Annotated in this window: 23 protein-coding genes; 12 read left to right on the top strand and 11 right to left on the bottom strand. The window is 71.0% G+C overall.

All coding sequences use genetic code 11. The annotated features are described in order from the left end of the window. Window positions 1-4 precede the first annotated feature (4 nt). Together glgB and KCH87_RS03455 are read left to right on the top strand one after the other, a co-directional pair. Window positions 5-2,209, top strand: a complete 2,205-nt coding sequence (glgB, locus tag KCH87_RS03450) for a 1,4-alpha-glucan branching enzyme (RefSeq protein WP_210583914.1) — start codon at window positions 5-7, stop codon at window positions 2,207-2,209. Between the two features lie 125 nt (window positions 2,210-2,334). Further along, the gene (locus KCH87_RS03455) at window positions 2,335-4,239 is read left to right on the top strand and encodes a long-chain fatty acid--CoA ligase (RefSeq protein ID WP_210583916.1); all 1,905 of its coding nucleotides are present in this window, start codon (window positions 2,335-2,337) and stop codon (window positions 4,237-4,239) included. A gap of 4 nt (window positions 4,240-4,243) precedes the next feature. Here KCH87_RS03455 and KCH87_RS03460 read toward each other — a convergent pair whose 3' ends face one another. Together KCH87_RS03460 and KCH87_RS03465 are read right to left on the bottom strand one after the other, a co-directional pair. Next, on the bottom strand, window positions 4,244-4,804 hold the full coding sequence (locus tag KCH87_RS03460; protein ID WP_247195566.1) for a fibronectin type III domain-containing protein: 561 nt from the start codon (window positions 4,802-4,804) through the stop codon (window positions 4,244-4,246). A gap of 13 nt (window positions 4,805-4,817) precedes the next feature. Beyond that, on the bottom strand, window positions 4,818-5,420 hold the full coding sequence (locus KCH87_RS03465) for a hypothetical protein (protein ID WP_210583918.1): 603 nt from the start codon (window positions 5,418-5,420) through the stop codon (window positions 4,818-4,820). A 306-nt stretch (window positions 5,421-5,726) separates the two neighbouring features. On the opposite strand from KCH87_RS03465, the gene KCH87_RS03470 reads away from it, so the two are divergent. Then, window positions 5,727-7,103 (top strand): NAD(P)/FAD-dependent oxidoreductase, encoded by a 1,377-nt coding sequence (locus KCH87_RS03470; RefSeq protein WP_210583920.1) that lies wholly within the window; start codon window positions 5,727-5,729, stop codon window positions 7,101-7,103. A 98-nt stretch (window positions 7,104-7,201) separates the two neighbouring features. Beyond that, the gene (locus tag KCH87_RS03475) at window positions 7,202-9,442 is read left to right on the top strand and encodes an FUSC family protein (RefSeq protein ID WP_308298737.1); all 2,241 of its coding nucleotides are present in this window, start codon (window positions 7,202-7,204) and stop codon (window positions 9,440-9,442) included. Between the two features lie 9 nt (window positions 9,443-9,451). Here KCH87_RS03475 and KCH87_RS03480 read toward each other — a convergent pair whose 3' ends face one another. Next, window positions 9,452-9,889, bottom strand: a complete 438-nt coding sequence (locus KCH87_RS03480; RefSeq protein ID WP_210583923.1) for an ATP-binding protein — start codon at window positions 9,887-9,889, stop codon at window positions 9,452-9,454. 150 nt (window positions 9,890-10,039) lie between these two features. Here KCH87_RS03480 and KCH87_RS03485 point away from each other — a divergent pair, with 150 nt between their 5' ends. Both KCH87_RS03485 and KCH87_RS03490 read left to right on the top strand, forming a co-directional pair. Continuing rightward, window positions 10,040-10,261, top strand: a complete 222-nt coding sequence (locus KCH87_RS03485; RefSeq protein WP_210583925.1) for a hypothetical protein — start codon at window positions 10,040-10,042, stop codon at window positions 10,259-10,261. Window positions 10,262-10,567: 306 nt separating this feature from the next. Beyond that, entirely contained in the window at window positions 10,568-11,023 is a 456-nt protein-coding gene (locus KCH87_RS03490; protein WP_210583926.1) for a cyclic nucleotide-binding domain-containing protein, read from the top strand. 4 nt (window positions 11,024-11,027) lie between these two features. Here KCH87_RS03490 and KCH87_RS03495 read toward each other — a convergent pair whose 3' ends face one another. Next, the gene (locus KCH87_RS03495) at window positions 11,028-12,326 is read right to left on the bottom strand and encodes an MFS transporter (RefSeq protein WP_210583928.1); all 1,299 of its coding nucleotides are present in this window, start codon (window positions 12,324-12,326) and stop codon (window positions 11,028-11,030) included. Window positions 12,327-12,442: 116 nt separating this feature from the next. Further along, window positions 12,443-13,162 (bottom strand): TetR/AcrR family transcriptional regulator, encoded by a 720-nt coding sequence (locus KCH87_RS03500; protein ID WP_210583930.1) that lies wholly within the window; start codon window positions 13,160-13,162, stop codon window positions 12,443-12,445. Window positions 13,163-13,263: 101 nt separating this feature from the next. On the opposite strand from KCH87_RS03500, the gene KCH87_RS03505 reads away from it, so the two are divergent. Beyond that, entirely contained in the window at window positions 13,264-14,478 is a 1,215-nt protein-coding gene (locus tag KCH87_RS03505) for a saccharopine dehydrogenase family protein (protein ID WP_210583932.1), read from the top strand. Window positions 14,479-14,490: 12 nt separating this feature from the next. Here the strand turns inward: KCH87_RS03505 and KCH87_RS03510 are convergent, their stop codons facing one another. From KCH87_RS03510 to KCH87_RS03520, 3 genes are read right to left on the bottom strand one after another with little or no spacing between them, the layout of a single operon-like run. Next, window positions 14,491-16,305 (bottom strand): cell wall metabolism sensor histidine kinase WalK, encoded by a 1,815-nt coding sequence (locus KCH87_RS03510; RefSeq protein ID WP_210583934.1) that lies wholly within the window; start codon window positions 16,303-16,305, stop codon window positions 14,491-14,493. Then, the gene (locus KCH87_RS03515; protein WP_210583935.1) at window positions 16,302-17,000 is read right to left on the bottom strand and encodes a response regulator transcription factor; all 699 of its coding nucleotides are present in this window, start codon (window positions 16,998-17,000) and stop codon (window positions 16,302-16,304) included. Before KCH87_RS03515 ends, KCH87_RS03510 begins: the two co-directional genes overlap by 4 nt. A gap of 19 nt (window positions 17,001-17,019) precedes the next feature. Further along, window positions 17,020-17,763, bottom strand: a complete 744-nt coding sequence (locus KCH87_RS03520) for a L,D-transpeptidase family protein (protein WP_210583937.1) — start codon at window positions 17,761-17,763, stop codon at window positions 17,020-17,022. 139 nt (window positions 17,764-17,902) lie between these two features. On the opposite strand from KCH87_RS03520, the gene KCH87_RS03525 reads away from it, so the two are divergent. Further along, entirely contained in the window at window positions 17,903-18,253 is a 351-nt protein-coding gene (locus KCH87_RS03525) for a DUF488 domain-containing protein (RefSeq protein ID WP_210583939.1), read from the top strand. Between the two features lie 24 nt (window positions 18,254-18,277). Here the strand turns inward: KCH87_RS03525 and KCH87_RS03530 are convergent, their stop codons facing one another. Next, window positions 18,278-19,951, bottom strand: a complete 1,674-nt coding sequence (locus KCH87_RS03530) for an FAD-binding dehydrogenase (RefSeq protein ID WP_210583941.1) — start codon at window positions 19,949-19,951, stop codon at window positions 18,278-18,280. Window positions 19,952-19,968: 17 nt separating this feature from the next. Beyond that, window positions 19,969-20,595, bottom strand: a complete 627-nt coding sequence (locus tag KCH87_RS03535; RefSeq protein WP_210583944.1) for a TetR/AcrR family transcriptional regulator — start codon at window positions 20,593-20,595, stop codon at window positions 19,969-19,971. A 121-nt stretch (window positions 20,596-20,716) separates the two neighbouring features. Between KCH87_RS03535 and KCH87_RS03540 the strand changes: the two genes are divergently transcribed. The 3 genes from KCH87_RS03540 (at window position 20,717) to KCH87_RS03550 (ending at window position 23,483) form a co-directional block, all read left to right on the top strand. Further along, on the top strand, window positions 20,717-21,343 hold the full coding sequence (locus KCH87_RS03540; RefSeq protein WP_210583945.1) for an alpha-ketoglutarate-dependent dioxygenase AlkB: 627 nt from the start codon (window positions 20,717-20,719) through the stop codon (window positions 21,341-21,343). 150 nt (window positions 21,344-21,493) lie between these two features. After that, window positions 21,494-22,240 (top strand): MBL fold metallo-hydrolase, encoded by a 747-nt coding sequence (locus tag KCH87_RS03545; protein ID WP_210583947.1) that lies wholly within the window; start codon window positions 21,494-21,496, stop codon window positions 22,238-22,240. A gap of 10 nt (window positions 22,241-22,250) precedes the next feature. After that, window positions 22,251-23,483 carry a DUF4032 domain-containing protein gene (locus KCH87_RS03550; RefSeq protein WP_210583949.1) on the top strand — a complete coding sequence of 411 codons (1,233 nt, stop codon included), beginning with the start codon at window positions 22,251-22,253 and terminating at the stop codon, window positions 23,481-23,483. Window position 23,484: 1 nt separating this feature from the next. Here the strand turns inward: KCH87_RS03550 and KCH87_RS03555 are convergent, their stop codons facing one another. Continuing rightward, entirely contained in the window at window positions 23,485-24,357 is an 873-nt protein-coding gene (locus KCH87_RS03555) for a universal stress protein (protein ID WP_210583951.1), read from the bottom strand. 59 nt (window positions 24,358-24,416) lie between these two features. Here KCH87_RS03555 and KCH87_RS03560 point away from each other — a divergent pair, with 59 nt between their 5' ends. Next, a complete protein-coding gene (locus KCH87_RS03560; RefSeq protein ID WP_210583953.1) occupies window positions 24,417-24,773 on the top strand; it encodes a VOC family protein in 357 nt (118 codons plus the stop codon). Window positions 24,774-24,845: the final 72 nt, after the last annotated feature.

Genomic DNA, 24,845 nt, shown 5'->3' on the forward strand with positions numbered 1-24,845 from the left:
AACCGTGGCCCTGCGTGACACCTCCCTCCCCGAGCCGTCCGGCCCGCTGCCGCCCACGGCCGCGCCTCTGGACCCCGCCGACCGTGAGCGCCTTCTGTCCGGCGCACACCACGACCCGCACGCCCTCCTCGGCGCCCATCCGGTGCCGGGCGGGATCGCCTTCCGGGCGCTGCGTCCGTTCGCCCGCGCGGTGAGCGTCGTGGCCGACGGACAGCGCAACAGGCTCACCTCGGACGGGGACGGCCTCTTCTCCGCCGTACTGCCGCTGGACGAGATCCCGTCGTACACGCTGCTGGTCACGTACGAGGACGGGGAGAACGAAGTACACGACCCGTACCGCTTCCTGCCCGCCCTCGATGATCTCGATCTGCACCTGATCCGCGAGGGCCGGCACGAGCAGCTCTGGCAGGCGCTCGGCGCCGAGCCCATGACACACCAGAGCGTCACCGGCACCCGCTTCACCGTCTGGGCGCCGAACGCCCAAGGTGTCCGCGTCGCCGGGGACTTCACCTGCTGGGACGGGACGGCGTTCCCGATGCGGTCCCTCGGGTCGTCCGGCGTATGGGAGCTGTTCCTCCCCGGCATCGGCGAGGGCGCACGCTACAAGTTCGAGATCACCTCCCGGTACGGCGGCCGCTTCCTCAAGGCCGACCCGATGGCCCGCCGAACCGAGGTGCCGCCGGACACGGCGTCCGTGGTGACGGCGTCCGCCTACGAGTGGGGCGATGCGGAGTGGCTGAGGCGGCGCGGTGACGTGCCCGTGCATGTGGCGCCGTTCTCCGTGTACGAGGTCCATCTGCCGTCCTGGCGACCGGGACTGACGTACCGTCAACTGGCCGAGCAGCTACCGGCCTACGTCGCGGATCTCGGCTTCACCCACGTCGAGCTGATGCCGGTCGCGGAACACCCCTTCGGGGGCTCCTGGGGCTACCAGGTGACCTCGTACTACGCACCGACCGCCCGTCTCGGCACGCCCGACGACTTCAAGTATCTGGTGGACGCCCTGCACCGGGCCGGGATCGGCGTGATCATGGACTGGGTGCCCGCCCATTTCCCCAAGGACGACTGGGCGTTGGCCCGCTTCGACGGGGATCCGCTGTACGAGCCGGGAGACGAGCGGCGGGCCGAGCATCCGGACTGGGGGACGTACGAGTTCGACTACGGGCGCACCGAGGTACGCAACTTCCTCGTCGCCAACGCCGTGTACTGGTGCGAGGAGTTCCACATCGACGGGCTGCGGGTGGACGCCGTCGCCTCGATGCTCTACCTCGACTACTCGCGCGACTCCGGTCAGTGGACTCCGAATGTGTACGGAGGGCGCGAGGACCTCAACGCGGTTGCGTTCCTGCGGGAGATGAACGCGACCGTGTACCGGCGGGCGCCGGGAGTCGTGATGATCGCCGAGGAGTCCACGGCTTGGGACGGGGTGACGCGGCCCACCGACAGCGGTGGTCTGGGCTTCGGGCTGAAGTGGAACATGGGCTGGATGCACGACTCGCTGGGCTACATCCAGCACGAGCCCGTCCACCGCAAGCACCACCACAACGAGATGACCTTCTCGATGGTCTACGCGTACAGCGAGAACTACGTCCTGCCGATCTCCCACGACGAGGTCGTGCACGGCAAGCAGGCCCTCGTCTCGAAGATGCCCGGCGACTGGTGGCAGCAGCGCGCCAACCACCGCGCCTACCTCGGCTTCATGTGGGCCCACCCCGGCAAACAACTCCTCTTCATGGGCCAGGAGTTCGCCCAGGGCGCCGAATGGTCCGAGGCACACGGGCCCGACTGGTGGCTGCTGGACCCCGCGTACGGCGCCGAGGCAGACCACCGCGGAGTACGGGATCTCGTCCGCGACCTCAACACGATCTACCGGGCGACTCCGGCCCTGTGGCAGCGGGACACCGAACCGGCCGGCTTCCAGTGGGTCGTCGGAGACGCCACCGAGGACAACGTCTTCGCCTTCCTCAGGTACGACGCGGAGGGCGCCCCCCTGCTCTCGGTCTCCAACTTCTCCCCCGTCGTCCGCCACGACTACCGCCTCGGCGTCCCGGACTCCGTCCCCGCCTGGCAGGAGACGCTCAACACGGACTCCTCGGACTACGGGGGCAGCGACGTCACCAACCCGGACCCGGTCAAAACGGAGGGCCAGAGCATCCGGATCACGCTGCCGCCGCTCGCCACGGTGTGGTGGACGCCGTACATCGTGTGAAGCTCCTGGGGAGGTGACTTCTCCGTTCCTTGCACCACGAGCTGTCACCTGGGCTAGATTCGAGCCCGCCGATAACCGTGCTCGTCGGCGAAGTCACACCCGGTAAACAGCAGCAGGAGCAGCGCATGCGCGACTTCGCCCTCGCTCCCCCGACCACCTCGTCCATGAACGGCGGACTCGCCGACAGCATCTTCGAAACGGCGGCCCACCAACCCACCTTGCCGATGGTCGCGCGCCGCCCCGACCCCTCCTCCCCGGACTGGGAGGAGGTGACCGCCGTGGAACTCCGCGACGAAGTGGTCGACTTGGCCAAGGGGCTCATCGCGTCCGGGATCCTGCCGGGCAACCGCGTGGCGATCATGGCGCGCACCCGGTACGAGTGGACGGTGCTCAGTTACGCCCTGTGGGCGGTGGGCGCCGAAGTCGTGCCGATCTATCCGACGGCGTCCCGCGACCAGATCGAGTGGATCCTGCGGGACGCCGCCTGCGTGGCCATGGTCGTGGAGGACGAGCAGGCCATCATGACGGTCGGCTCCGTGTGCTCGGGGCTGCCGCTGCTGCGCCATGTCTGGCAGTTGGACGCGGGGGCGCTGGAACAGCTCACCGAGCGGGGTGCGCTCATCCCGCTCACCACGGTCGACTCGCTGCGCCGCATCGTGATGCCGGACTCCACCGCGGCCATCACCTACACCTCCGGCACGACGGGCCGGCCCCTCGGCTGCGCGCTGAGCCATCGCGGACTGGCGAGTCCCTGCGACACCCTGCTCGCGGGCTGGGGCCACACGGTGGTACCCCCGGGAGGGCAGGCATCGGTGCTCGCCTTCCTCCCCTTCTCCCATGTGTACGGCCTGGTGGTTCAGGGGGTGTGCATCCGCGGCGGCATGATGATGGGCCACGAACCGGACCTCAGCGAGGCGGCACTGTCGGCGGCCCTGCGCTCCTTCCGGCCCACGTACTTCTGCGCCGTCCCGTCCATCTTCGAGAAGATGTACAAGAACTTCCTGCGCACGGCCCAACAGGCCGGCCGCGGCGCGCTGTTCGAGCGGGCCGCCGACACGGCGCGGGACTTCGCCATGGCCGCGGAGCGGAACCGGCTCGGCGAGGGTCCTGGGCCCGGATTCGATCTGCGGCTTCAGCACGCCCTGTACGAGCGGACGGTGTACCGCAAGCTGCGCGCCGCGCTCGGCGGCAGGATGCTCGTGGCGGCATCCGGCGGCTCACCCCTCAACCGCGAACTCTCCCTCTTCTACGAGGGCATCGGCATCTACGTGCACGACGCGTACGGCCTCACCGAGACCAGCGGCGGCATCACGGCGCAGCCGCTGGGCCGGGAGAGGTCCGGAACCGTGGGGAAGGCTCTGCCGGGCACGGACATCCGGGTGGCCGACGACGGGGAGATCCTGGTGCACGGTCCCTCTGTCTTCCACGGCTACGTCAACGACGAGGCCGCCACGCGGGCTGCTCTGTACGGCGGCTGGCTGGCCACCGGCGACATCGGACGGCTCGATCCCGACGGCTATCTGACGATCACCGGCCGCAAGAAGGAAATCATCATCACCAGCGGCGGCAAGAGCGTCGCCCCCGCGCCCCTGGAGCAGCGGCTGCGCATGCATCCCCTGGTCCATCAGGCCGTCGTCGTCGGTGACAACCGGCCCTGCGTCGGCGCCCTGATCACCCTGGACCCGGAGTTCCTGGCGCACTGGCGCGGGGTCCTCGCCCTCCCGAGCGACACGCCGAGCCGGGACGCCCGGGAGGAGAACGCGCTGCGCGAGGAGATCGCTCGTGCCGTGGCGGCGGCCAACAGCAGCGTGTCGCGTTCGGAGTCCATCCGCGTGTTCCGTGTGCTGCCGGAGCCGTTCGCCCTGTCCAACGGGCTGCTGACGCCGTCGATGAAGCTGCGCCGGGACGCGATCGTCGAGCACTACGCGTTCGAGATCGACGCCATGTACCAGGCACGCTCGCGCAGTTGGCGGCAGGGAGCGCCGGATGAGCTGACGGGTTGGGAGGAGTCCGACAACGTTTTCCGGTGACCGCCTACTCCCCGGTCGTCAGCCGGACCACGTTCGACTGCGCCCCCAGGACGAAGGCCCGCACCCGGTACGAGGCGTCCTTCTCGCCGGGCAGCGTGGCCAGTTCGGTGGAGGTGACGTCCGGATCGAGGACCGCGAGCGGTTCGTAGCGGGCGCTGCCCTTCCTGCGGATCTCCAGGAGGAAGCCGTCCTCGTCGGCCGACTCGTCGTTCCAGGTGAAGCGGATGGTATCCGTGCGGTCGACGCGGGCCGGTTCGGATGTGGGACCGCGATAGGACCGCAGCCGGTAGTGGAACGTCGTGTGCGGGATGAGGTCGGGGTGCCTGTAGGTCGTCACCTGCCGGGGCAGGTACTTCAGCACCGTGAACGGGCCGTCCGCCTCGGTGGCGAACTCCAGGACGTGGCCCGCGACTCCGGGCCGGTCGTCGTGCCAGACGAGGTCGATGTCGGTGGGTGTGGTGAGGGCGGCCTTCAGCGGCCGGTCGGGTTCCGCCGCGTGGGTCGTGCAGGCCGACAGCGCCAGGAACAGCACTGCCGGCACCGCGATACGTGACTTCCTGGGCATACGGCTACTTGCTCTACTTGCGCCAGAAACGGATGCCGCTCCACTCCACGGTGGCGGTCCCGTTGCCGCTGTTGGTGCGGTAGGCGCCGAACTTGTCGTAGAAGCTGCCGCCGGGGCTGTCGTAGGTGTGCTGGAGCGAGCCGTTGATGTAGGTGCGGTGCTCGTCGCCGACCACATGGACGGTGTTGACGCGTACGGTCGCGCCGACGGTCCCGGCGTTCGACAGCGTGGCGCCGCCGTGCACCGCGTACAGCCGGCCGCCGCGCTCGACGGCGAGCATGAAGTACGGACCCGCAGCCGACTCGTTGAAGGTCTGTTTGAGGCTGATCCGGGTGCCGCTGAGGCCGGTGATGCGGAAGTAGCCCTCGAACTGCCGGGTGCCGCCGGTGTAGGTGGCGTAACGCCGTTCAGCCCGTTGGTCGCCGCTCGCCGTCGAGCAGGTGAGCCGGAAGGTCAGACCGTCGACCTGTCCGCAGCCGCGTTCCTGCACGGTGTAGGTGGGTGATACGGACGTCCAGCCGCCGGGCTCCACTTCGGCGGCGGCGTGTGGGACGGCCAGCAGTGACGCGGCGCAGACCGCGCCGGCCACGGTGACCGTCCGCAGGCGTGGGAACATCCTGCCTCCTGGGGGTGGGGGGTGATCGAGAGGTTCACATCCATGAATTTCGATCCCTGTCCTGAACGAACGTTTCGGACGGTAGGCCCAGACCAATCACCCGTCAAGGCATCGCGCACACACCTCATTCACACCGGTCCGGTGCGCCGGAGCTCCGGGCGGGGCATGGTGGTCATCGACGCGTTCGTCTGCCTGCCGCGCCCAGCTGGCGGAACGGCTGGAGGCACGGTGGGATCAGAGGTGCGAAGCAGCGATCCAGGGGCATGCGAACAGCGTCCAGTGCGACCGCCTGGAGCCGCAGAAGGGATGAACACCGTGACACGACCCAGGATCCTGGTGGTTGGCGCAGGCTTCGCCGGAGTGGGGTGCCTACGCCGCCTTGAACGCAAACTCGCCCCGGACGAGGCCGACGTCACCCTGGTGACGCCGTTCGCCTACCAGCTCTATCTGCCGCTGCTGCCCCAGGTCGCCTCCGGCGTGCTGACGCCGCAGTCGATCGCCGTCTCGCTGCGCCGCAGCAAGAAGTACCGCACCCGGATCATCCCGGGCGGCGCGATAGGCGTGGACCTCAAGGCGAAGGTCTGCGTCATCCGCACCATCAACGGCCAGATCGTCGACGAGCCGTACGACTACATCGTGCTGGCGCCCGGCAGCGTCACCCGTACCTTCGACATCCCCGGGCTCACGGACCACGCGTTCGGCATGAAGACCCTTGCCGAGGCCGCCTACATCCGGGACCACGTCATCTCCCAGCTCGATGTCGCCGACGCCAGCCAGGACCCGGCCGAACGCGCCTCGCGGCTCCAGTTCGTGGTCGTCGGCGGCGGATACGCGGGTACCGAGACCGCGGCGTGCCTCCAGCGCCTCACGCACGCCGCCGTCAAGCGCTACCCGCGCATCGACCCCGCCCTGATCAAGTGGCATCTGATCGACATCGCCCCGAAGCTGATGCCCGAGCTCGGCGACAAACTCGGCCGCAGCGCCCAGGAGATCCTGGGCCGGCGCGGTATCGAGATCTCCCTGGGCGTGTCCATCGACAAGGCGGGGCCCGAGGAGGTCACGTTCACCGACGGGCGCGTGGTGCCCACCCGCACCCTGATCTGGACCGCCGGTGTGGTCGCCAGCCCGCTCATCGCCACACTCGGCGCGGAGACGGTCCGGGGGCGGCTCGCGGTCACCGCCGAGATGAACCTGCCCGGCCACGACGGCGTCTTCGCGCTCGGCGACGCGGCCGCGGTGCCCGACAAGGCCAAGGACGAGGAGGGTGCGGTCTGCCCGCCGACCGCGCAGCACGCCATGCGCCAGGGCAAGCACGTCGCCGACAACGTCATTTCGACTCTGCGCAACCAGCCGATGTCGCCGTATGTCCACAAGGACCTCGGCCTGGTCGTCGACCTCGGCGGCAAGGACGCCGTGTCCAAGCCGCTCGGCATCGAACTGCGGGGCGTGCCCGCCCAGGCGGTGGCCCGCGGCTACCACTGGTCGGCGCTGCGCACCAACGTCGCCAAGACGCGGGTGATGACGAACTGGGTGCTCAACGCGCTCGCCGGCGACGATTTCGTACGCACCGGCTTCCAGTCCCGCAAGCCCGCCAAGCTGCATGACTTCGAGTACACCAACGCGTATCTGACGCACGAACAGGTACAGGCGCATGTCGAGGGCACGGAGAGGCAGGAACAGTGACCCTGCCGCGCTCGACCGACCGGCACTCCTGAGGAGGCGCCCGGCGTGCGATGCTGAGGTCCGGATCTTGGCGGGCGGCGGGGAGTGAGTACGGCGGCGTGAGAGCAGCGGGACGAGGGGACCGGGCGCGGCTGCGGGACCTCGCGGCGGCGTCCGACCCCGGACTGCTCCGGCTGACCGCCGGGCTGCGGACGGTGGGCGCCATCGCCCTCGCGCTGGCCGTGCTGGCCCTGCTGGGATCCGACGTGACCCATCTGGTGGCGGGGGCCATGGCGGCGATGGTCGCCACCTTCGCCATCCGGGAGAAACAGCGCGCCCAGCAGGCCGTCACGCTCGCGCTGGGGCTGCCGGTGGCGCTGGCCGCCGTGAGCCTCGGGGCATTGCTGCACTCCCGCGTCGTGGCCGGTGACGTCTTCTTCGTCGTGCTCGTCTTCGCCGGTGTGTATGTGCGCCGGTTCGGCGACCGGGGCACGGCGCTCGGGCTGATCGGCTTCCAGGTGTACTTCCTGTCCCTGTTTGTCGGTGCCACCGTCTCGGCCCTGCCCGAGCTGTGCGGAGCGATCGTCGTCGCCTTCCTGTGCAGTGCAGTGGTGCGGTTCGTGCTCGTGCCTCAGACGGCGACGGGAACGCTGGAGCGGCTGCGGGAGGCGTTCCGCGCCCGGATGGCACAACTCGTGTCCGCACAGCTCGACCTGCTGGACGCAGGTCCCGACGACGTGGACAAAGCGCTGGAGGACGTACGCGACGGCACCGCGCGTCTGCACGAGACGGCCATGCTGATCCAGGACCGGCTGGATGACGGAACGTCCGACGAGGCCGTGGCGCGGCTGGTGCAACGCCGGGTCGCGGATGCCGAGATCGCCGCCGAACGGCTCGGCCTGTTGCTGCTGACCGCGCGCAGCGCAGAGCGGGCGGACACGCTCACCCTGCATCTGCCGGGCGCGCCCGCACCATCGGGCAGCCCGCTTCCGGTGCGGGACGAGGCGACTGCCACCCTGCGCCGCGATCTGGAGGCGCTCCGGCTGCTCGTCCTGCGGCCCGTCTCCCAGAGCACCGGTGCCGGGCTGTCCCAGGTGCGCAACCGGCTGCTCGGCTACCGCGACGAGGAGAACCTGCCGCCGGCGCCGCCCGCCGTCCAGGACGTCTTCCGGGGCATCGGCGAGACGGCCCGCGCGGTCCTCGGGCTGCGGATCGCCCTCGACGGTCCGCAGGACGACTCGGACGACAGCCCGGAAGCGGCCCGTTCACGCGAGGAACTCGACGCCGAGGACGCGGCAATCACCGGCGCCGCGGAGAGCGAGCAGGCGGAAACCGGTCTGCGCCGCGCCACCACGCGGGCCGCCGTGCAGGTGGCCGTGGGTTCCGCGCTCGCCATCGCCGGTGGTGAGCTGCTCTCCAGCCAGCGCTGGTACTGGGCGGTCCTGACGTGCTGGCTCGTCTTCATAAACACGGCATCGACAGGCGAGATCCTGGTCAAGGGCTATCGCCGGCTCGTCGGGACCGTGCTCGGTGTGGTGGCCGGGATCGTGCTCGCGGGCCTGGTCGGCGGGCACACCTGGCCGGCGTTCGGGCTGGTGCTGGTGTTCGTGTTCGCGATGTTCTACTCGGCACCGCTGTCCTACACGCTGATGTCCTTCTTCGTCACCGCGGCACTGGGCCTGCTCTACACCCTGCTGCACACCTACAGCCTCTCGGTACTGCTGGTGCGCATCGAGGAGACGGCGCTAGGCGCGGCCTGCGGGATCGCCGCGGCGGCTCTGGTGCTGCCGGTCCACACGGACCGCCGTACGAACGACCTCCTGGGAACGGTGCTGGAACGGCTCGGCGACGTCGCCGAGGCCGCCATCGACCAACTCAGCGGCGGGCCCGAGGTCGACCTGCTGGACAAGGCGCGCGACCTGGACGAGGCGCTGGCCGAGCTGAGCGCGGCCACGCAGCCGCTCACCCACCCGATCACGCCCATGCGGACGCGGCGCGACACCGCCCGCTATGTGGTCGCGCTCCTGGAGACCTGCGCGTACCACGCGCGTGCGCTGGCCGCGACCGCCGAACTCCTGCCCACCCACCCGTCGATCGCGGCGGACCCCCGGCTGCGCCGGGCCGGACGGCGGATCGCGCACAATATCGAAGCCATCGCCGCGCATGTCGCGGACGAGCACAGCACCGCCGAGGTCGAGGCGGGGGCGAGCATCGCCGCCCTGCTGGAGCCCGACATCCCCGGCACCCCCCGGTTCGGCCGGGTCACCGACCGGGTGCTGCGGCATCTACAGCGCCTGGACGAGGGCGTGGTCGGTCTGGCGCGGCCGTTGAACGTGCCGGTCGCGGCGCCGAAACGGTGACCCCGGGGTTCAGGACAGCGGCACCACGGCGGTGATGCACTTGCCGCCCGACGGCAGGTCCGCGACCCGTATGTCGCGGGCCAGCAGGCAGACGATCGGCCAGCCGCGCCCGCCGACCCGCTGCCGGCCCTGTCCGTCGACCGGCGGGGCGGACACCGGGAGGGCATCGCTGCGGTCGCAGACCGAGACCCGTACCGCGGGCCCTTCGATGTCGACGCGGAAGTCCGTGATGCCGCCGCCGTGCAGGATCGCGTTGGTGGTCAGCTCCGTGGCGACCAGCAGCGCGTCACCCAGGGCGTTGGCGCCGCACGGGGTTCCGGTGGCGCGACAGCGTTCGGTCACTGCACGCTCCACGGCCCTGCGCGCCTCTGCGGGTGCGCAGGGCCGCCCGGGACGGCTCACCGCCGACGCGCCGAGGCCGGGGTCGGTCCTGCGGTCCTCGTACATCCCTGTGGCTCCTGTTCGTGCGGAAAGAAGCCGGGCCCGGCTGTACAAAAGGTCTCTCCTATGCGGCTCACCCCTGCGCATCGCGCCAAACCTCTTGCCGCAAACAGGAGTGCGGGCCATCCCCGCGCGACATCGGGGTACCCGGAAACCATGACGGATGTCGTGGACTCGGACGAACTGCTGCGGCGCATCCAGCGGGCCAGGGCCTACGCGGAACAGGAGAAGCGGATGTGGCGGTCGCGCAGCGATGCGCTCACACCCACCGATCCGGACAAGGCCAGGGACGCGGCCGTGCGGACGCTGGCGTACGAGGCCGTGCTCGGGGTGCTGGACGAGATCGTCACCCCGGGCCGGCACAGTGAGGAGCGGTGAGGCCCTGAAACCGGGCACGGAGTGAAACAGGACACGTGACCGGCTTTCGTGTACACAAGAGGCCCCTGAATGGTTTACCGTTCATTCATACGTGGTGACGGGGTCGACCGTATCCGTCCTCCGTCCGCCACCGCTAACGGCCCTGGCTGGTCTCCCCCGTCCAGCCAGGGCTTTTTCATGCCCGCCGGGCGAACCCGGGGTTGCCGTCCGCAACTGCCGTCCGCCGAGGTGCTCCGCGCGTCCGCAGCGGCTGAAATGGGCGTAGGGAAAGCACCGGATCCGATCGCCGGCGAGGAGCCCCGCGTCATGACCAAAGCGATAAAACTGCTGACCGCCCTTCCTCCGCCCCAGCGGCAGCACCTGATGGAACTGGCGCGGGAGGTCTCCTTCCCGGAGGACTCCCGGATCTTCGAGGCGGGCGACCGGGCCGACCGCTTCTGGGTCATCCGCTCGGGCGCGGTCTCGCTCACCCAGCGGGTGAACTCCCTGCAACGGGTCACCGTGGCGAGCCTCGGCGCGGGCGATCTGCTCGGCTGGTCCTGGCTGTTCCCGCCGCACGAGTGGGACTTCGGGGCGGAGGCCTTCAGCCCCGTACGCGCCTACGAGTTCGACGCGGCCGCCGTGCTCCGGCTGTGCGAGGAGGATCCGCCCCTCGGACTGTCCCTGGTGCGAGTCGTGGCGGAGATCCTCGCGCACCGGCTGGAGATGACCCGGGGCAAGCTGATGGAGCAGTACTCGATGCACCGGCGGGGTTCGCTGTAGGGCGTCAGACGCTGTAGCGGCGCAGTGCGGGCATCGCGGCGGCCAGGCCCAGCATGACGGTGACGACCAGGATGCCGCCGCCCGCCACCGCCGTACGCGGACCGAAGGCGGAGCCGGCGGTGCCGTGCAGGAGGTCGGCGAGGCGCGGGCCGCCCGCGACGACGACCGTGAACACGCCCTGCATACGGCCGCGCATCTCGTCCGTGGCGGCGGACAGCAGGATCGCCCCGCGGAAGACCATCGAGACCATGTCGGCGATCCCGGCCACGGCCAGGAACGCCACCGCGAGCCACAGGCTGTCGCTCAGCCCGAAGCCGGTGATGGCCACGCCCCAGGCGACGACCGCGCCGATGACCATCCAGCCGTGCCGGCGGATCCGGGAGAACGTACCGGAGAACAGCCCGCCCGCCACCGCCCCGATGGGGATCGCCGCGAACAGCAGGCCGAGGGCGAGCCCTTCGCCGTACGAGGCGTAGGTCTCGGCGGCGAGCTGTGGGAACAGGGCGCGGGGCATGCCGAGGACCATGGCGACGACGTCGGCGAGGAAGGACAGCAGCAGCACCTTGTGCAGGGAGATGTAGCGGAACCCGGCCCCGATCTCGCGCAGCCCGGCACGACGGGCCGACCGGCCGTCCAGTGGCGGCAGAGAGGGGAGTCGTACGACGGCCCAGACCACGACGCACAGGGCGAGGGCGTCGATCAGATACAGCTCGGGCAGGCCGATGACGGGGATGAGGGCGCCGGCGAGGAGGGGGCCCGCGACCAGGCCGGTCTGCATGACGGTGGAGCCGAGGGCGTTCGCGGCGGGCAGTTCGTGCTCGGGGACCAGGCGGGCTATGGAGGCGTTGCGGGCCGGGGCGTTGAGGCCGAAGAAGGCCTGTTGGACGGCGAGCAGGATCATCAGCACGGCCACGGAGTCGAGGCCGGCGGCGGCCTGGATCCAGAACAGCAGCGAGGTCACGGCTATGCCGATGTTGGTGATCAGCAGCAGCTTGCGGCGGTCCACGGTGTCGGCGACGGCGCCGCCCCACAGGGCGAACACGACCATGGGCAGCAGACCCGCCAGGCTGGCGTAGCCGACCCAGGCGGAGGAGCCGGTGATGTCGTAGATCTGCTTGGGCACGGCGACGGCGGTGAGCTGGCTGCCGACCGCGGTGACGATGGTCGAGCTCCACAGGCGGCGGTAGGCCGGGCGGCGCAGCGGACGGGTGTCCATCGCCCAGCGGCGCCAGCCGCGGCGGGGTGGCCCGGCCTGGTCGGCGGCCTCTGAATCGGGGTGGGTGTTGCTCTCGCTCGTGTCCACGGGGTTCCTGGGTGCTCGCTACATCTATCGGATCGAGGGTTCACTATGGCAGCACCACCTGAGCCTTCGGGGTCCGCGATCTCAGGTTCCGGCGATGAGCGTCGCGCCGAGGGCGATCATCGTGGCGCCTGGTCCCGCAGCTCCTCGAGTCTTGCGGTGGCGCTGTCCAGGAGCATCTCCAGGGCCGTCGGGTAGGCGCTGGTGACCATGCGGGTCGCCAGGAGGGGTGCCGCCTCGGCGATGCGGGGGTGGGTGGTGCGGGGCAGACGGGCGTAGGTCGAGCGCCACATGTCCTCGTCGTCGTGGAGCGAGGCGCTCGGCAGGGTCAGTGAGGCGGCGTCGAGTGCGGCGAAAGCCAGGCTCTGGTCGATGAAGGCCTGGTAGATCCGTACCGTGTCCGGCACCGGGAACCCGGCCGTGCGCAGCACGTCCAGGACGGCCTCGTCGGCGGCCAGTTCGTTGGACCGCCCGGTGACCCGGCTCGCCGTGAGCAGTGCCGCCTGCGGATGGGCGACGTACGCGGCGTGGACGCGCAGCCCGAAGGCGCGCAGGTCCGCCCGCCACTCCCCCGTGGGCCGCCAGCCCCGCAGTGCCTGGCCGATGAGCGCGTCGCCGATGGCGAGGGTCAGGTCGTCCATGCCACGGAAGTAGCGGTACAGCGTGCTCGGGTCGGCATCGAGGGCGAGGCCGAGGCGACGGGCGGTGAGTCCGGCGCTGCCGTGCTCGCGCAGCATGCGCAGGGCGGTCTCGACGATCAGCTGCTCGGACAGCACCGTGCCGCTCTTGGTGGGGCGACGCCGGCGCCGCTTCTCCTCGGGCACCACGGGTTTGGGCACGGCAGCCTCCTTATGCCAACGCCATTGACCTTAAGCGAGCGGGCGGCGTTGTATCCCTGTGGGGCCTCGTCCGCACCGTTCGACCGACAGGGAGTTCTGTCATGCGTGTACTGCTCGTGGGCGCCGGCGGTGTGGGCACCGCCGTCACCCGGATCGCGGCCCGGCGGTCCTTCTTCGAGGCGATGGTGGTCGCCGACTTCGACCCGGCAAGAGCGGACGCGGCCGTCACGGCGGTCGGCGACCGGAGGTTCCGTGCCGAGCGCGTGGACGCGGGCGACGAGGCGGCGGTGGCGGCACTGCTGGAGCGGCACGCGTGCGACGTGCTCCTGAACGCCACCGACCCGCGCTTCGTGATGCCGCTGTTCCGGGCGGCACACGCGGCCGGAGCCACATATGTCGACATGGCGATGTCGTTGTCGCATCCCCACCCCGACCGCCCGCACGACGAGTGCGGGGTCAAGCTCGGCGACGCCCAGTTCGCGCAGGCCGCCGACTGGGAGAAGGCGGGTGTGCTGGCGCTCGTCGGCATGGGGGTGGAGCCGGGACTGTCCGATGTGTTCGCCCGGCACGCCGCCGATGAACTCTTCGACGAGATCGAGGAGATCGGCATCCGTGACGGCGCGAACCTGACCGTCGACGGCTACGACTTCGCCCCGTCCTTCAGTATCTGGACCACGATCGAGGAGTGCCTGAACCCTCCGGTGGTGTACGAGGCCGACCGCGGCTGGTTCACCACGGCGCCGTTCAGCGAGCCCGAGGTGTTCGACTTCCCCGAGGGCATCGGCCCGGTCGAGTGCGTGAACGTGGAGCACGAGGAGGTGCTGCTCGTGCCGCGCTGGATCGACGCACGCCGGGTGACCTTCAAGTACGGCCTGGGCGAGGAGTTCATCCAGACCCTCAGGACACTGCACCTGCTGGGCCTGGACCGCACCGACCCGGTGACCGTGCCGAGCACCGCAGGACCGGTCGCGGTGTCGCCCCGGGACGTGGTCGCCGCGTGTCTGCCCGACCCGGCCACGCTGGGCGAGCGGATGCACGGCAAGACGTGCGCGGGCACCTTGGTGCGGGGCACCAAGGACGGCGCGCCACGCGAGGTGTACCTGTACCACGTGGTCGACAACCAGTGGTCCATGGCGGAGTACGGCTGTCAGGCCGTCGTGTGGCAGACGGCCGTCAACCCGGTCGTCGCCCTCGAACTCCTCGCCACCGGCGGCTGGTCGGGCTCGGGCGTCCTCGGCCCGGAGGCCTTCCCGGCCCGGCCGTTCCTCGACCTGCTGACGGCGTACGGCTCCCCCTGGAGGATGCGCGAGCAGTGAGGACGTCCCGGCCTACGTCGGACCGCCCGGCAGCCGCAGGCTGAAGACGCTGCCCTTGCCGGGCTCGCTCACCGCCTCAGCCCTTCCGCCGTGGGCCGCGACCAGATGACGGACTATGGGCAGACCCAGCCCACTGCCGCCCGTGCGACGGCTCCGGGACTTCTCCGCGCGCCAGAACCTGTCGAAGACATGCGGCAGGTCCTCGGGCGCGATGCCCGTGCCGGTGTCCGAGACCTCCAGGACGACATCGTCGCCGTCGTCGCGTGCGGCGAGCGTGACGGTGCCGTCCGCGGGGGTGTGGCGCACCGCGTTGGACACCAGGTTGCCGAGTGCCTGCCGCATGCGGACCGGGTCGGCGTTCAGCCATGGGGTGCCCTCCACGACGGTGCGCAGGTCGACGCCGGCCGCGTCGGCCGCGACGCGGTGGGCGGCGGAGACCTGCTGGAGGAGTTCGTCGCAGCGCACGGGCTCGCGGTGCAGGCGCAGGGTGCCCGCGTCGGCGGCCGCGAGGTCCTGGAGGTCGTCGATGACGCGCTGGAGGACGAGGGCCTCCTCGTGCAGCGCGGCGAGCAGGGCGGGGTCGGGATCGACGACGCCGTCCCGGGTGACCTCCAGCCAGCCGCGGATGTTGGTGAGCGGACTGCGCAGTTCATGGGCGATGTCGCTGACCATCGCCTTGCGCTGGGCCTCCAGGCGTTCGCGGCGTTCGGTCAGGTCGTTGAAGGCCGCGGCCAGGATGCCGGTCTCGTCCCGGGTGGTGACGGGGACGCGGACATGGCGCTCCGGCGGCTGCTGGGCCGCAGCGGTCAGTGCGCGCAGCGGCCGTACGAGCCGGGTGGCGATCACGGCGGTGACGGCCACGGTGACGGCGAGCACGAGCCCCGCGGTGCCCACGATCTTCGCCTTGTTGGCCGGTGACATGTCGAACCGCACGGCAGGGGTGTCTCCGCCGCCCAGGAACAGTTCGGCGACCGGTGCGACATAGGGGTCGAGCTGGGTGCGGTGGGCGTCGTCGAGGCAGGACTCCGCCTCCTGCGTCTCCACGGCGCCGTCCTTGGCGAAGTGGGGATCCATGGACGGGCTCAGGTAGGCCGGGCCACGAAGGCCGGTCCCGAGGGACACGGGCATTCCGGGGTCCAGGCCCGCCCGGGTCAGACAGCCGCGTGAGAGCCTCTGAAGCGCGCTCAGCGCCTTCTCCTCCGTGGGGGTCGGCGTGTTGAGCAGTCCGTCGGCGCACTGCTCCGGCACGTACGAGGGCTGATCGGTGCCCTCCGCGTCGGCCACCACCGGGCGGCCGCTCGGCGTGCGCGCGAGGGTGGTCTCCACGCCGTTGAGGTCGAAGCAGCTTCGTCGTTTCCGGGCCAGGAGGTCGAGCTTGGTGCGTTCCTCCTTCGTGAGCCGGTACGGGCCCACCGCCCGCGGGTCGATGCCGCTCAGCTGGGCGCCGCGCTCGCTGGAGGTGTCGACGCGCAGCGGGTCGACGGTGGCGGCGGCGCTCGGCGGCAGGGAGGTGCCGGTCGGCGCGGAGTCGGCGATGGTCGCACGGCCGGGCGTGGTCAGGGCGATCCGGCGTCCCGTCTTCGCGGACAGCTCCCGCACGGTCGCCGTGACTCCCTTCCAGTCGGGGTGGGTGGCCGCGTAGCCGCTGAGTTCGGCGAGTACCTCCATGTCCGTGGCAAGGGCCTGGCCCTGTTCCTCCCTGAGGGCGCGGGTGGTGGTCGCCACGGCCAGCCACGCGGTCGCCGCGACCGAGCACACGGCGATGAGGCCGGAGGCGATCAGCAGTCTCACCAGGAGGCGCTTGTGCAGCGGGATGCGTCCGCTCATCCGTGACCGCCGCTGAGCTTGTAGCCGACGCCGAACACGGTCAGCAGCCGGACGGGGCGGCGCGGATCGGCCTCGATCTTCCGGCGCAGGTTCATGATGTGGACGTCGACGGCCCGTTCCGTGGACGCCCGGTCGGTGCCCCGGGTGACTTCCAGCAACTGCCGCCGGGAGAAGACCCGTTCCGGCTCCCCGGTCATGGCCAGCAGGATCTCGAACTCGGCGGGCGTGCACTCCACCGGCGACCCGTCACAGCGCACTTCGTGCCGTACGGGATCGACCGCGAGGCCGGCGGCGCGTACGACGGGATCCTCGCGCCGGTCGGCGTCGGCCCGTCCGCTGCGCCGCAGGACGGTCCGGATTCGGGCCATCAGCTCGCGCGGGCTGTACGGCTTGACCATGTAGTCGTCCGCGCCCAGCTCCAGGCCGAGCAGGACGTCGTCCTCGGCCGAGCGCGCGGTGAGCATCAGGACCGGGATCTCGTCGTCCGCGCGCAGCACCCGGCACACCCCGAAGCCGTCGATCACGGGGAGCATCAGGTCCAGGACGACGAGGTCGGGGGCGAGCCGCCGGGCCGCGTCGAGGGCGGCCCGTCCGTCGTGGACGACGGTGACGGTGTGACCCTCCGCGATCAGGGAGCGGCGTATGAGTTCGGCCTGCATCGCGTCGTCCTCGGCGACCAGTACATGTGCGCACACGCGGCGGATCCTAAGCGGTTCAGCGGGCCAGGGACGTGGCGTCGCCCATGACGACGACGGGATGGAGCGCCGGGTCCAGCGTGCGGAGCAGCTCCTTCATGTGCCCCTTCGCGATACTCACACACCCGTGTGTGGGGCCGCCGTGGTCGACGTGGAACCATATCCCGCCGCCGCGGTTCCCGCCGAGGGGGCGGGTCCAGTCCAGGGGCGACATGCCGGGCTGCCGGTTGTAGTTGATGGCGACGACGTAGTCGAAGGAGCCGGCCAGCGGCTCGCCCTCGAAGCCGGTGCCGGTTGAGGTGAAGCCGTTGGAGCGGTCGTACGTCAGCTTGGTTCCGGGGTCGTCGAGCAGACCGCCGGCGTCCGTGAGGGCGTAGACACCGATCGGTGAACGCAGGTCGCCGAGCTCATGGTGGTCGGTCCAGCCCTTGAAGGCGTTGTGCGCGGGCCAGCTCGCGCCCGCCTGCCAGCCTGCGGAGGTGCGTTCGTACAGGACGACGGTGGAGCGCGAGGAGTTCTTGCCCTGACCGGTCACCACGACGGCCTGCCGGGCGTCGGACGGCACCTGCGCCCGGGTCTTCGGCCCGAGTCCGGGCAGCTGCTGCGGAGCCGCCTCGATGGAGATCTCGGGGGCGGGGGTGTTCGGCGCGGGGGCCGTGGCGGTCGAGGCCTCGTGGTCGGATGCAGCCGTGGCACCGCCGCCGCATCCGGTCAGGAGCAGGGATGCGGCGAGCAGGGCCACACCGGGCTTGCGTGTGATCATGCTTCGACCTTGACCGACACTTGTAAGGAACTGGTCAGTTTCCAGGCGGTGTTCGGCCGGCCCGGCGCATAGAGTCAGGAATGGAACAGGTTGTCCTGGTTCTCCCCGACGCCGAATCTCCCTGTCGAAAGGCACCGCCGTGAGCGTTCGCGTCCGTCGCGTCTACGACCCGCCCGAGCCCGAGGACGGCGTGCGCATCCTGGTCGACCGGCTGTGGCCGCGCGGTCTGTCGAAGGACGCGGCGCGGGTGGACGAGTGGCCGAAGGCGCTCACCCCGTCGACCGAGCTGCGCCGCTGGTACCACTCGGGCGAGGGGTCGTACGAGGAGTTCGGCGGTCGCTACGAGGCGGAGCTCGCCGTACCCGAGGTCGCCGAACTGCTCGCGACCATCAGGGAGTCGGCCCGCAAGGGCCCCGTGACGCTGCTGACCGCGTCCAAGGATCCGGAGCAGAGTCACGCCGCCGTGCTGGCCCGCCTTCTCCAGGACTGAGAAGGCGGGCTCGTTTCCACGGGATCAGCTCGTCTGCTTCGCCGCCGCCCGCCCCGCCGCGCGCCCCGAGAAGAGACAGCCGCCGAGGAAGGTGCCCTCCAGGGCGTTGTAGCCGTGGACGCCGCCGCCACCGAAGCCGGCGACCTCGCCCGCCGCGTACAGACCGCCGATCGGCTCCCCGTCGGCGCCCAGGGCACGGGAGTCGAGGTCGGTCTGGATGCCACCGAGGGTCTTGCGGGTCAGGACGTGCAGCTTGACGCCGATCAGAGGTCCGGCGGCCGGATCGAGGATGCGGTGCGGGGTCGCGACCCGGCCGAGGCGGTCACCGATGTAGCGGCGGGCGTTGCGGATGCCCTGGACCTGGGAGTCCTTCGCGTAGGGGTTGGCGATCTGAAGGTCGCGGGCCTCGATCTGGCGCCGTACCTCTGCGGCATCGAGGAGCGGCTTCTCGGTCAACTGGTTCATCTTCTCGACGAGTTGGTCGAGCGTGGCGGCCGTGACGAAGTCCGCCCCCTTGCGCAGGAACGCGTCGACCGGTCCCGGCGCGCCCTTGCCCAGCACCCGCTCGCGCAGGAACGCCTTGCGGTCCTTGGAGGTGATGTCGGGGTTCTGCTCGGAGCCCGACAGCGCGAACTCCTTCTCGATGATCTTCTGGGTGAGGATGAACCAGGAGTGGTCGTACCCGGCGATGTCGTCGGTGGTGCGCAGATGCTTCAGGGTGCCGAGCGTGTCGTATCCGGGCAGGCACGGGTCGGGCAGCCGGCGGCCGAGCGCGTCGAACCACATCGAGGACGGTCCGGGCAGGATGCGGATGCCGTGGCCGGGCCAGATCGGGTCCCAGTTCTGCAGGCCCTCGGTGTAGTGCCACATGCGGTCGCGGTTGACCAGCCGAACACCGGCCCGGTCGCTGATGTCGAGCATGCGGCCGTCGACGTACGCCGGAACGCCCGTGACCATCTCGGCGGGCGCGGTGCCCAGGCGCTCGGGCCAGTAGCGGCGGACGATGTCGTGGTTGGCGCCGATGCCGCCGGTGGTGACGATCACGGCCTGGGCGGTGAGTTCGAAGTCGCCGATCCGGTCGCGGTTGGAGGTGACACCGCGGGCCGAGCGGTCCTCGGCGAGAACCGTGCCGCGCACTCCGCGCACCGAGCCTTCCTCGACGACCAGTTCGTCCACCTGGTGCCGGTGGTGGAAGGTGAGCAGCCCGTCGCGCGCCGCCTGCTCGGCGTGGCCGACGAACGGCTCCACGACACCCGTGCCGGTGCCCCAGGCGATGTGGAAGCGGGGGACGGAGTTGCCGTGGCCGTCGGCCCGCAGGTCGCCGCGCTCCGCCCAGCCGACGGTCGGCAGGAACGAGATGCCGTGCCCGGCGAGCCACGAGCGCTTCTCCCCCGCCGCGAACTCGACATAGGCCCGCGCCCAGCGCACCGCCCAGGAGTCCTCGTCCTCGACGCGGTCGAACTGCGCGCTGCCCTGCCAGTCGTTCCACGCGAGGTCGACGGAGTCCTTGATGCCCAGGCGCCGCTGCTCCGGCGAGTCGACCAGGAACAGCCCGCCGAAGGACCAGAACGCCTGGCCGCCGAGGTTGGCGGCGTTCTCCTGGTCGACCAGGGCGACCCTGCGGCCCCGGCTGGTGAGTTCGTGCGCCGCGACCAGGCCGGCGAGGCCCGCTCCGACCACGATGACGTCGGCATCCATGGCGACCGTCCCTTTCCTCATACGGTTGTGTCGCTGCCGTCGGTGAGCAGCGCGGTCAGCAGCTGCTTGAGCCAGGCGCGAGCGTGCTCGGCGTCCCTGTCCAGCAGCAGTTGGGTGGTGACTCCGTCGTACGCGGCGACCACCGCGTGGGCGGCGGCGTCGATGTCGCCCAGTACGGCGGGCAGTTCGGTGTGCCACCGGGCGCGGGAGAGCCGCTCCGCGATCGCGCCCCGCAGCCGCGCCCGGTGCTCCAGCAGGGTCCGCGCCACCTCCGGGTCACGGGCGGCGTGCACCAGGAAGTCCGTCTTCACCAGCAGCCAGTCCCGGTCGAGCAGCAGCACCTCGGTGACGCGGTCGACGGCGGCGGGCACGTCGAGGTCGGGGCCGTCCAGGGCGAGCGCCCCGGCCACCTGCTCGGCGATCAGATCGGCACGCTGCCGGTACAGGGCGAAGAACAGCTCGTTGAGGCTGGCGAAGTTCGAGTAGAAGGCGCCCCGGCTGTACCCGGCCGCCTCGCAGACCTCCTCGATCGAGACCCGGCCGAAGCCCTTGGCCGCGAACACCGCGAACGCGGCGTCGAGCAGGTTGGCGCGTGTGCGGACACGGCGCCTGGTCACGCGCCCGGTCGTCGCCTCCGCCACCATGTCCTGCCCCTCGTTCGATACGTGAATGTATCCGATACACGAATGTATCCAAAGGGTGGGACACCAAGAGTTCACACACCCCCATTGGAACATATTTTCGAATTAGGGTTACGCTGGATCCATGACCACGCACCTCCAGGGCTCGCTCTTCGACCAGGCGGACCGGCTCCGGCTCGGCTCCCTCGACGGGATGCGCCGGACCGAGCTGGGCCTCGGCGCGTGGATCGACGTCCTGCCCGGGTGGCTCGAGGGCTCCGACGTCCTGTTCGAACAGCTGGCCACCGAGGTGCCCTGGCGTGCGGAACGGCGCACGATGTACGACCACGTGGTCGACGTACCTCGACTGCTGGCGTTCTACGGCGCCGACGACCCGCTCCCGCACCCCGTGCTGGACGAGGCGCGGGACGCGCTCTGCGCGCACTACGCCGACGAACTGGGCGAGCCCTTCACCACCGCCGGGCTGTGCTACTACCGCGACGGCCGGGACAGCGTCGCCTGGCACGGCGACCGGATCGGGCGGGGCGCACGGGAGGACACGATGGTCGCGATCCTCTCCGTGGGCTCGCCCCGTGATCTGCTGCTGCGCCCGATGCGCGGCGGAGACACGGTCCGGCGGCCGCTGGGCCACGGTGACCTCATCGTGATGGGCGGCTCCTGCCAGCGGACCTGGGAGCACGCCGTACCGAAGACCGCACGGGCCGCGGGACCGCGCATCAGCGTGCAGTTCCGCCCGGACGGCGTGCACTGAGGCGGAGAGGCGGCCGCTTCGGATGCGCGCGGGGGCTGCCTCCGGCGGACGGTGCCGGAGGCAGCCTCACCCCTGCCCCGGAGGCATCGCATCGTCCGTGGTCTGCTTTGCTGGTGCCGTCGGGCTGGGACCTCACCAGGCGGGACGATCATGCGGGCAGCAGTGCAGCAAGTCGCCGACGGCACCTATCTGGTGCACGGCAGCAACACCAACTGGGTGATCCTCACCGAGGGGGACGCCGTCACGCTGGTCGACACCGGTTACCCCGGGGACCGCGAGCTGCTTCTCGCTTCGCTTGCGGAGGTGGGGAGTTCACCGGAAACCGTCACGGCGGTGCTGATCACGCACGCCCACAACGACCACCTGGGTTCCGCCGAGCATCTGCGCGGCACGTACGGCACGCCGGTCTTCCTCCACGAGGCCGAAGTGCCGCACGCCCGCCGCGACTTCCTGCACCAGGTGTCGATCGGCCAGGTCCTGAAGAACGGCTGGCGTCCGGGCGTGCTGCCGTGGGCCGTGCACGCCCTGCGGGTCGGCGGCACCGCCCATATCCCGGTCGCCGAACCGCAGCCGTTCCCGGCACCGGGTCCGCTGGACCTGCCCGGACGCCCTGTCCCCGTGCACACGCCGGGCCACACGCTCGGGCACGCCGCGTTCCACCTCCCGGACGCCGGGGTGCTGATCTCCGGCGACGCCCTGGTGAGCGGCCATCCCACCTCGCGCGTCAAGGGGCCGCAGCTGCTGCCGGACATGTTCCATCACGAGCGCGCCCGCGCCGTGACCTCGCTGGAGACCCTGGAGAGCCTCGACGCCGACGTCCTGGTCCCCGGCCACGGGCCGGTGCACCGCGGTCCAGTACGTGAGGCGGCACGGCACGCCCGGGAGCGCGCGCTCTAGAGTTCGGGCCATGGCATTGCAGATCAGCGCCACCAACCCGGAGCACCCCGCACTCCTCCTCGAACTGCCGTGGGATGTGCCCCTGGAGGAGTGGCCCGAGGAGTACCTCGTCCCGCTGCCGCGCGGCATCTCCCGCCACGTGGTGCGCTACGCCCGGGCCGGCTCCGAGGTCATCGCCGTCAAGGAGCTGGCCGAACGGCCCGCGCTGCGCGAGTACGAGCTGCTGCGCGACCTGGACCGCATCGGCATCCCCGCGGTCGACCCGCTGGCCGTGGTCACCGGACGTGCCGACAAGGACGGCGCCCCGCTGGAACCGGTGCTGATCACCCGGCATCTGGGCGGCTCGATGCCGTACCGCTCGATGTTCGAGACGACGATGCGCCCGGCCACCATGCACCGCCTCATGGACGCCCTGGCCGTGCTGCTCGTCCGGCTGCACCTCGCCGGGTTCGCCTGGGGCGACTGCTCGCTGTCCAACACGCTCTTCCGGCGGGACGCGGGCGCCTACGCCGCGTATCTCGTGGACGCCGAGACCGGTGACCTGTATCCGCAGCTCAGCACCGGACAGCGCGACTACGACCTCGACCTCGCCCGGGTCAACATCAGCGGCGAGCTGCTGGACCTGGAGGCGTCCGGGGCGCTGCACCCGTCCGTCGACCCGATCGAGTTCGGCACCGAGATCTGCGGACGCTACCGGGACCTGTGGGACGAGCTGACCCGCACCTCCGTCTACCCGGCGGGCAAGTACCACTACATAGAACGCCGGATACGCCGCCTGAACGAACTCGGTTTCGACGTGGCCGAGATGCAGATCGAGCACAACTCCAACGGCGACACGGTCACCTTCGTACCCAAGGTCGTCGACGCGGGCCACCACCAGCGCCAGCTGCTCCGGCTGACCGGCCTCGACACCGAGGAGAACCAGGCCCGGCGACTCCTGAACGACCTGGAGAGCTGGATGGCCACCCAGGACGACTACGCCCCCGGCGACCCCCTCGGCGCCCGCCCGGAGGTGCTCGCCCACCGCTGGGTGCGGGACGTGTTCCGCCCGACCGTGCGCGCGGTGCCGCTGGAGGCGCGCGGCTCGATGGACCCGGCCGAGATCTACCACGAGCTGCTGGAACACCGCTGGTACCTGTCCGAGCGCGCCCAGCACGACATCGGGCTGGACACGGTGGTGGCGGACTACGTCAAGAACATCCTGCCCACGGCGCGCGACACGCTCCAGCCGACGTCGGAGTGACTCAGACGGGCGGGACCACGGCCACCGGGCAGCTCGCGTGATGCAGGACCCCGTGGGCGACCGAGCCGATCCGTGCGCCGACGGCGGTACGGCGGGCCCGGCGGCCGACGACCACCAGCTGGGCCCGCCCCGCCACCTCCAGCAGCACCTGCCCCGCGCTGCCCATCTCCACGTGCTCCACCACCGCGACGTCGGGGAACCGGTCCCGCCACGGCAGGAGCGCCGCGGCCAGCGCCTTCTTCTCGTACGGCTCCAGGCCCCCGGCCTCGTCGAGCAGCTTCAGCGAGGCCGGGCTGTAGGAGAACACCGGTGGCAGCGTCCAGGCCCGTACGGCGCGTACGGTCGCCCCGCGCGCGGCCGCCGTCTCGAACGCGAAGCGCAGCACGGCGGCGCTGTCGTCCGGGTCGCCCTGCTGGCCCACGACGACCTCGCGGCCCGCGGCCTCGGCGGCGGGTTCGTCCCCCGCCCGCACAAGGACGACGGGTCGCGTGGCACCGGCGATGACCTGCTGTCCGACCGATCCGAGCAGGAAGCCGACGACACGGCCGTGGCCGCGCGAACCGAGCACCAGCAGCTCGGCGTCGGCCGCCGCGGCGGCCAACGTGTCCACCGGGCTGCCCTCCAGCACGTCGGTGGTCACGCCGAGGTCCGGGTGCCGCTCGGCGACGCTCCTGGCGGCCTCTCCCACCGCGTCCCGCACCCATCCGGCCTGCTGGTCGGCGTCCCCGGTGTCAATGGCCTCGTGCGGCTGGAACCGCCAGGCATGCACCACACGCAACGGCAGCTCGCGGCGGACCGCCTCCCGGGCGGCCCATGCCAGCGCGGCGAGGCTCTCCTCCGTACCGTCGACCCCTGCCGTGATCGGGCGTGTCATGCGGCTGCCTCCCAGTAGTGCGGTCGCGTCCCTCGACCAGTCTTCACTACGCTGCCGGGATGAGTCTGGAGTGGGAGCAAGTTGTCGTGGACTCGGCCGACCCGGCCGCCCTGGGCCGCTGGTGGGCGGACGCGCTGGGGTGGGTGGTGCTGAACGATTCGCCGGAGGAGTACGAGATCCGGCCGCGGGAGGACCGCCTGCCGGGGCTGATCTTCGGGCCGGTGCCCGAGGGCAAGACGGTCAAGAACCGACTGCACCTCGACTTCCGCCCCGACGACCAGGAGGCCGAGGTCGCCCGGTTCCTCGCGCTCGGCGCCCGCCATGCGGACATCGGTCAGACGGGCGAGGAGAGCTGGGTCACGCTTGCCGACCCGGAGGGCAACGAGTTCTGCGTGCTGAGTTCACGGCGCCGCTGAGGCCGCCCGGCGTCCGCATACCTGAGCGAAGCGGGACGATCGAACATACGATGGGCGGGAGCCGGCGCGGCG

Origin of the sequence: Streptomyces sp. GESEQ-35, assembly GCF_017948485.1 — a bacterium.
Taxonomy (GTDB): Bacteria; Actinomycetota; Actinomycetes; order Streptomycetales; family Streptomycetaceae; genus Streptomyces.

Bases quoted from the DNA above. Each gene is read 5' to 3' on its own strand.
- KCH87_RS03560 (WP_210583953.1), top strand. From the start codon at position 24,417: ATGAGTCTGGAGTGGGAGCAAGTTGTCGTGGACTCGGCCGACCCGGCC.
- KCH87_RS03520 (WP_210583937.1), bottom strand. From the start codon at position 17,763: ATGATCACACGCAAGCCCGGTGTGGCCCTGCTCGCCGCATCCCTGCTC.
- KCH87_RS03480 (WP_210583923.1), bottom strand. From the start codon at position 9,889: ATGTACGAGGACCGCAGGACCGACCCCGGCCTCGGCGCGTCGGCGGTG.
- KCH87_RS03465 (WP_210583918.1), bottom strand. From the start codon at position 5,420: ATGTTCCCACGCCTGCGGACGGTCACCGTGGCCGGCGCGGTCTGCGCC.
- KCH87_RS03490 (WP_210583926.1), top strand. From the start codon at position 10,568: ATGACCAAAGCGATAAAACTGCTGACCGCCCTTCCTCCGCCCCAGCGG.
- KCH87_RS03530 (WP_210583941.1), bottom strand. From the start codon at position 19,951: ATGGATGCCGACGTCATCGTGGTCGGAGCGGGCCTCGCCGGCCTGGTC.
- KCH87_RS03545 (WP_210583947.1), top strand. From the start codon at position 21,494: ATGCGGGCAGCAGTGCAGCAAGTCGCCGACGGCACCTATCTGGTGCAC.
- KCH87_RS03510 (WP_210583934.1), bottom strand. From the start codon at position 16,305: ATGAGCGGACGCATCCCGCTGCACAAGCGCCTCCTGGTGAGACTGCTG.
- KCH87_RS03470 (WP_210583920.1), top strand. From the start codon at position 5,727: ATGAACACCGTGACACGACCCAGGATCCTGGTGGTTGGCGCAGGCTTC.
- KCH87_RS03460 (WP_247195566.1), bottom strand. From the start codon at position 4,804: ATGCCCAGGAAGTCACGTATCGCGGTGCCGGCAGTGCTGTTCCTGGCG.
- KCH87_RS03535 (WP_210583944.1), bottom strand. From the start codon at position 20,595: ATGGTGGCGGAGGCGACGACCGGGCGCGTGACCAGGCGCCGTGTCCGC.
- KCH87_RS03455 (WP_210583916.1), top strand. From the start codon at position 2,335: ATGCGCGACTTCGCCCTCGCTCCCCCGACCACCTCGTCCATGAACGGC.
- KCH87_RS03540 (WP_210583945.1), top strand. From the start codon at position 20,717: ATGACCACGCACCTCCAGGGCTCGCTCTTCGACCAGGCGGACCGGCTC.
- KCH87_RS03485 (WP_210583925.1), top strand. From the start codon at position 10,040: ATGACGGATGTCGTGGACTCGGACGAACTGCTGCGGCGCATCCAGCGG.
- KCH87_RS03555 (WP_210583951.1), bottom strand. From the start codon at position 24,357: ATGACACGCCCGATCACGGCAGGGGTCGACGGTACGGAGGAGAGCCTC.
- KCH87_RS03505 (WP_210583932.1), top strand. From the start codon at position 13,264: ATGCGTGTACTGCTCGTGGGCGCCGGCGGTGTGGGCACCGCCGTCACC.
- KCH87_RS03550 (WP_210583949.1), top strand. From the start codon at position 22,251: ATGGCATTGCAGATCAGCGCCACCAACCCGGAGCACCCCGCACTCCTC.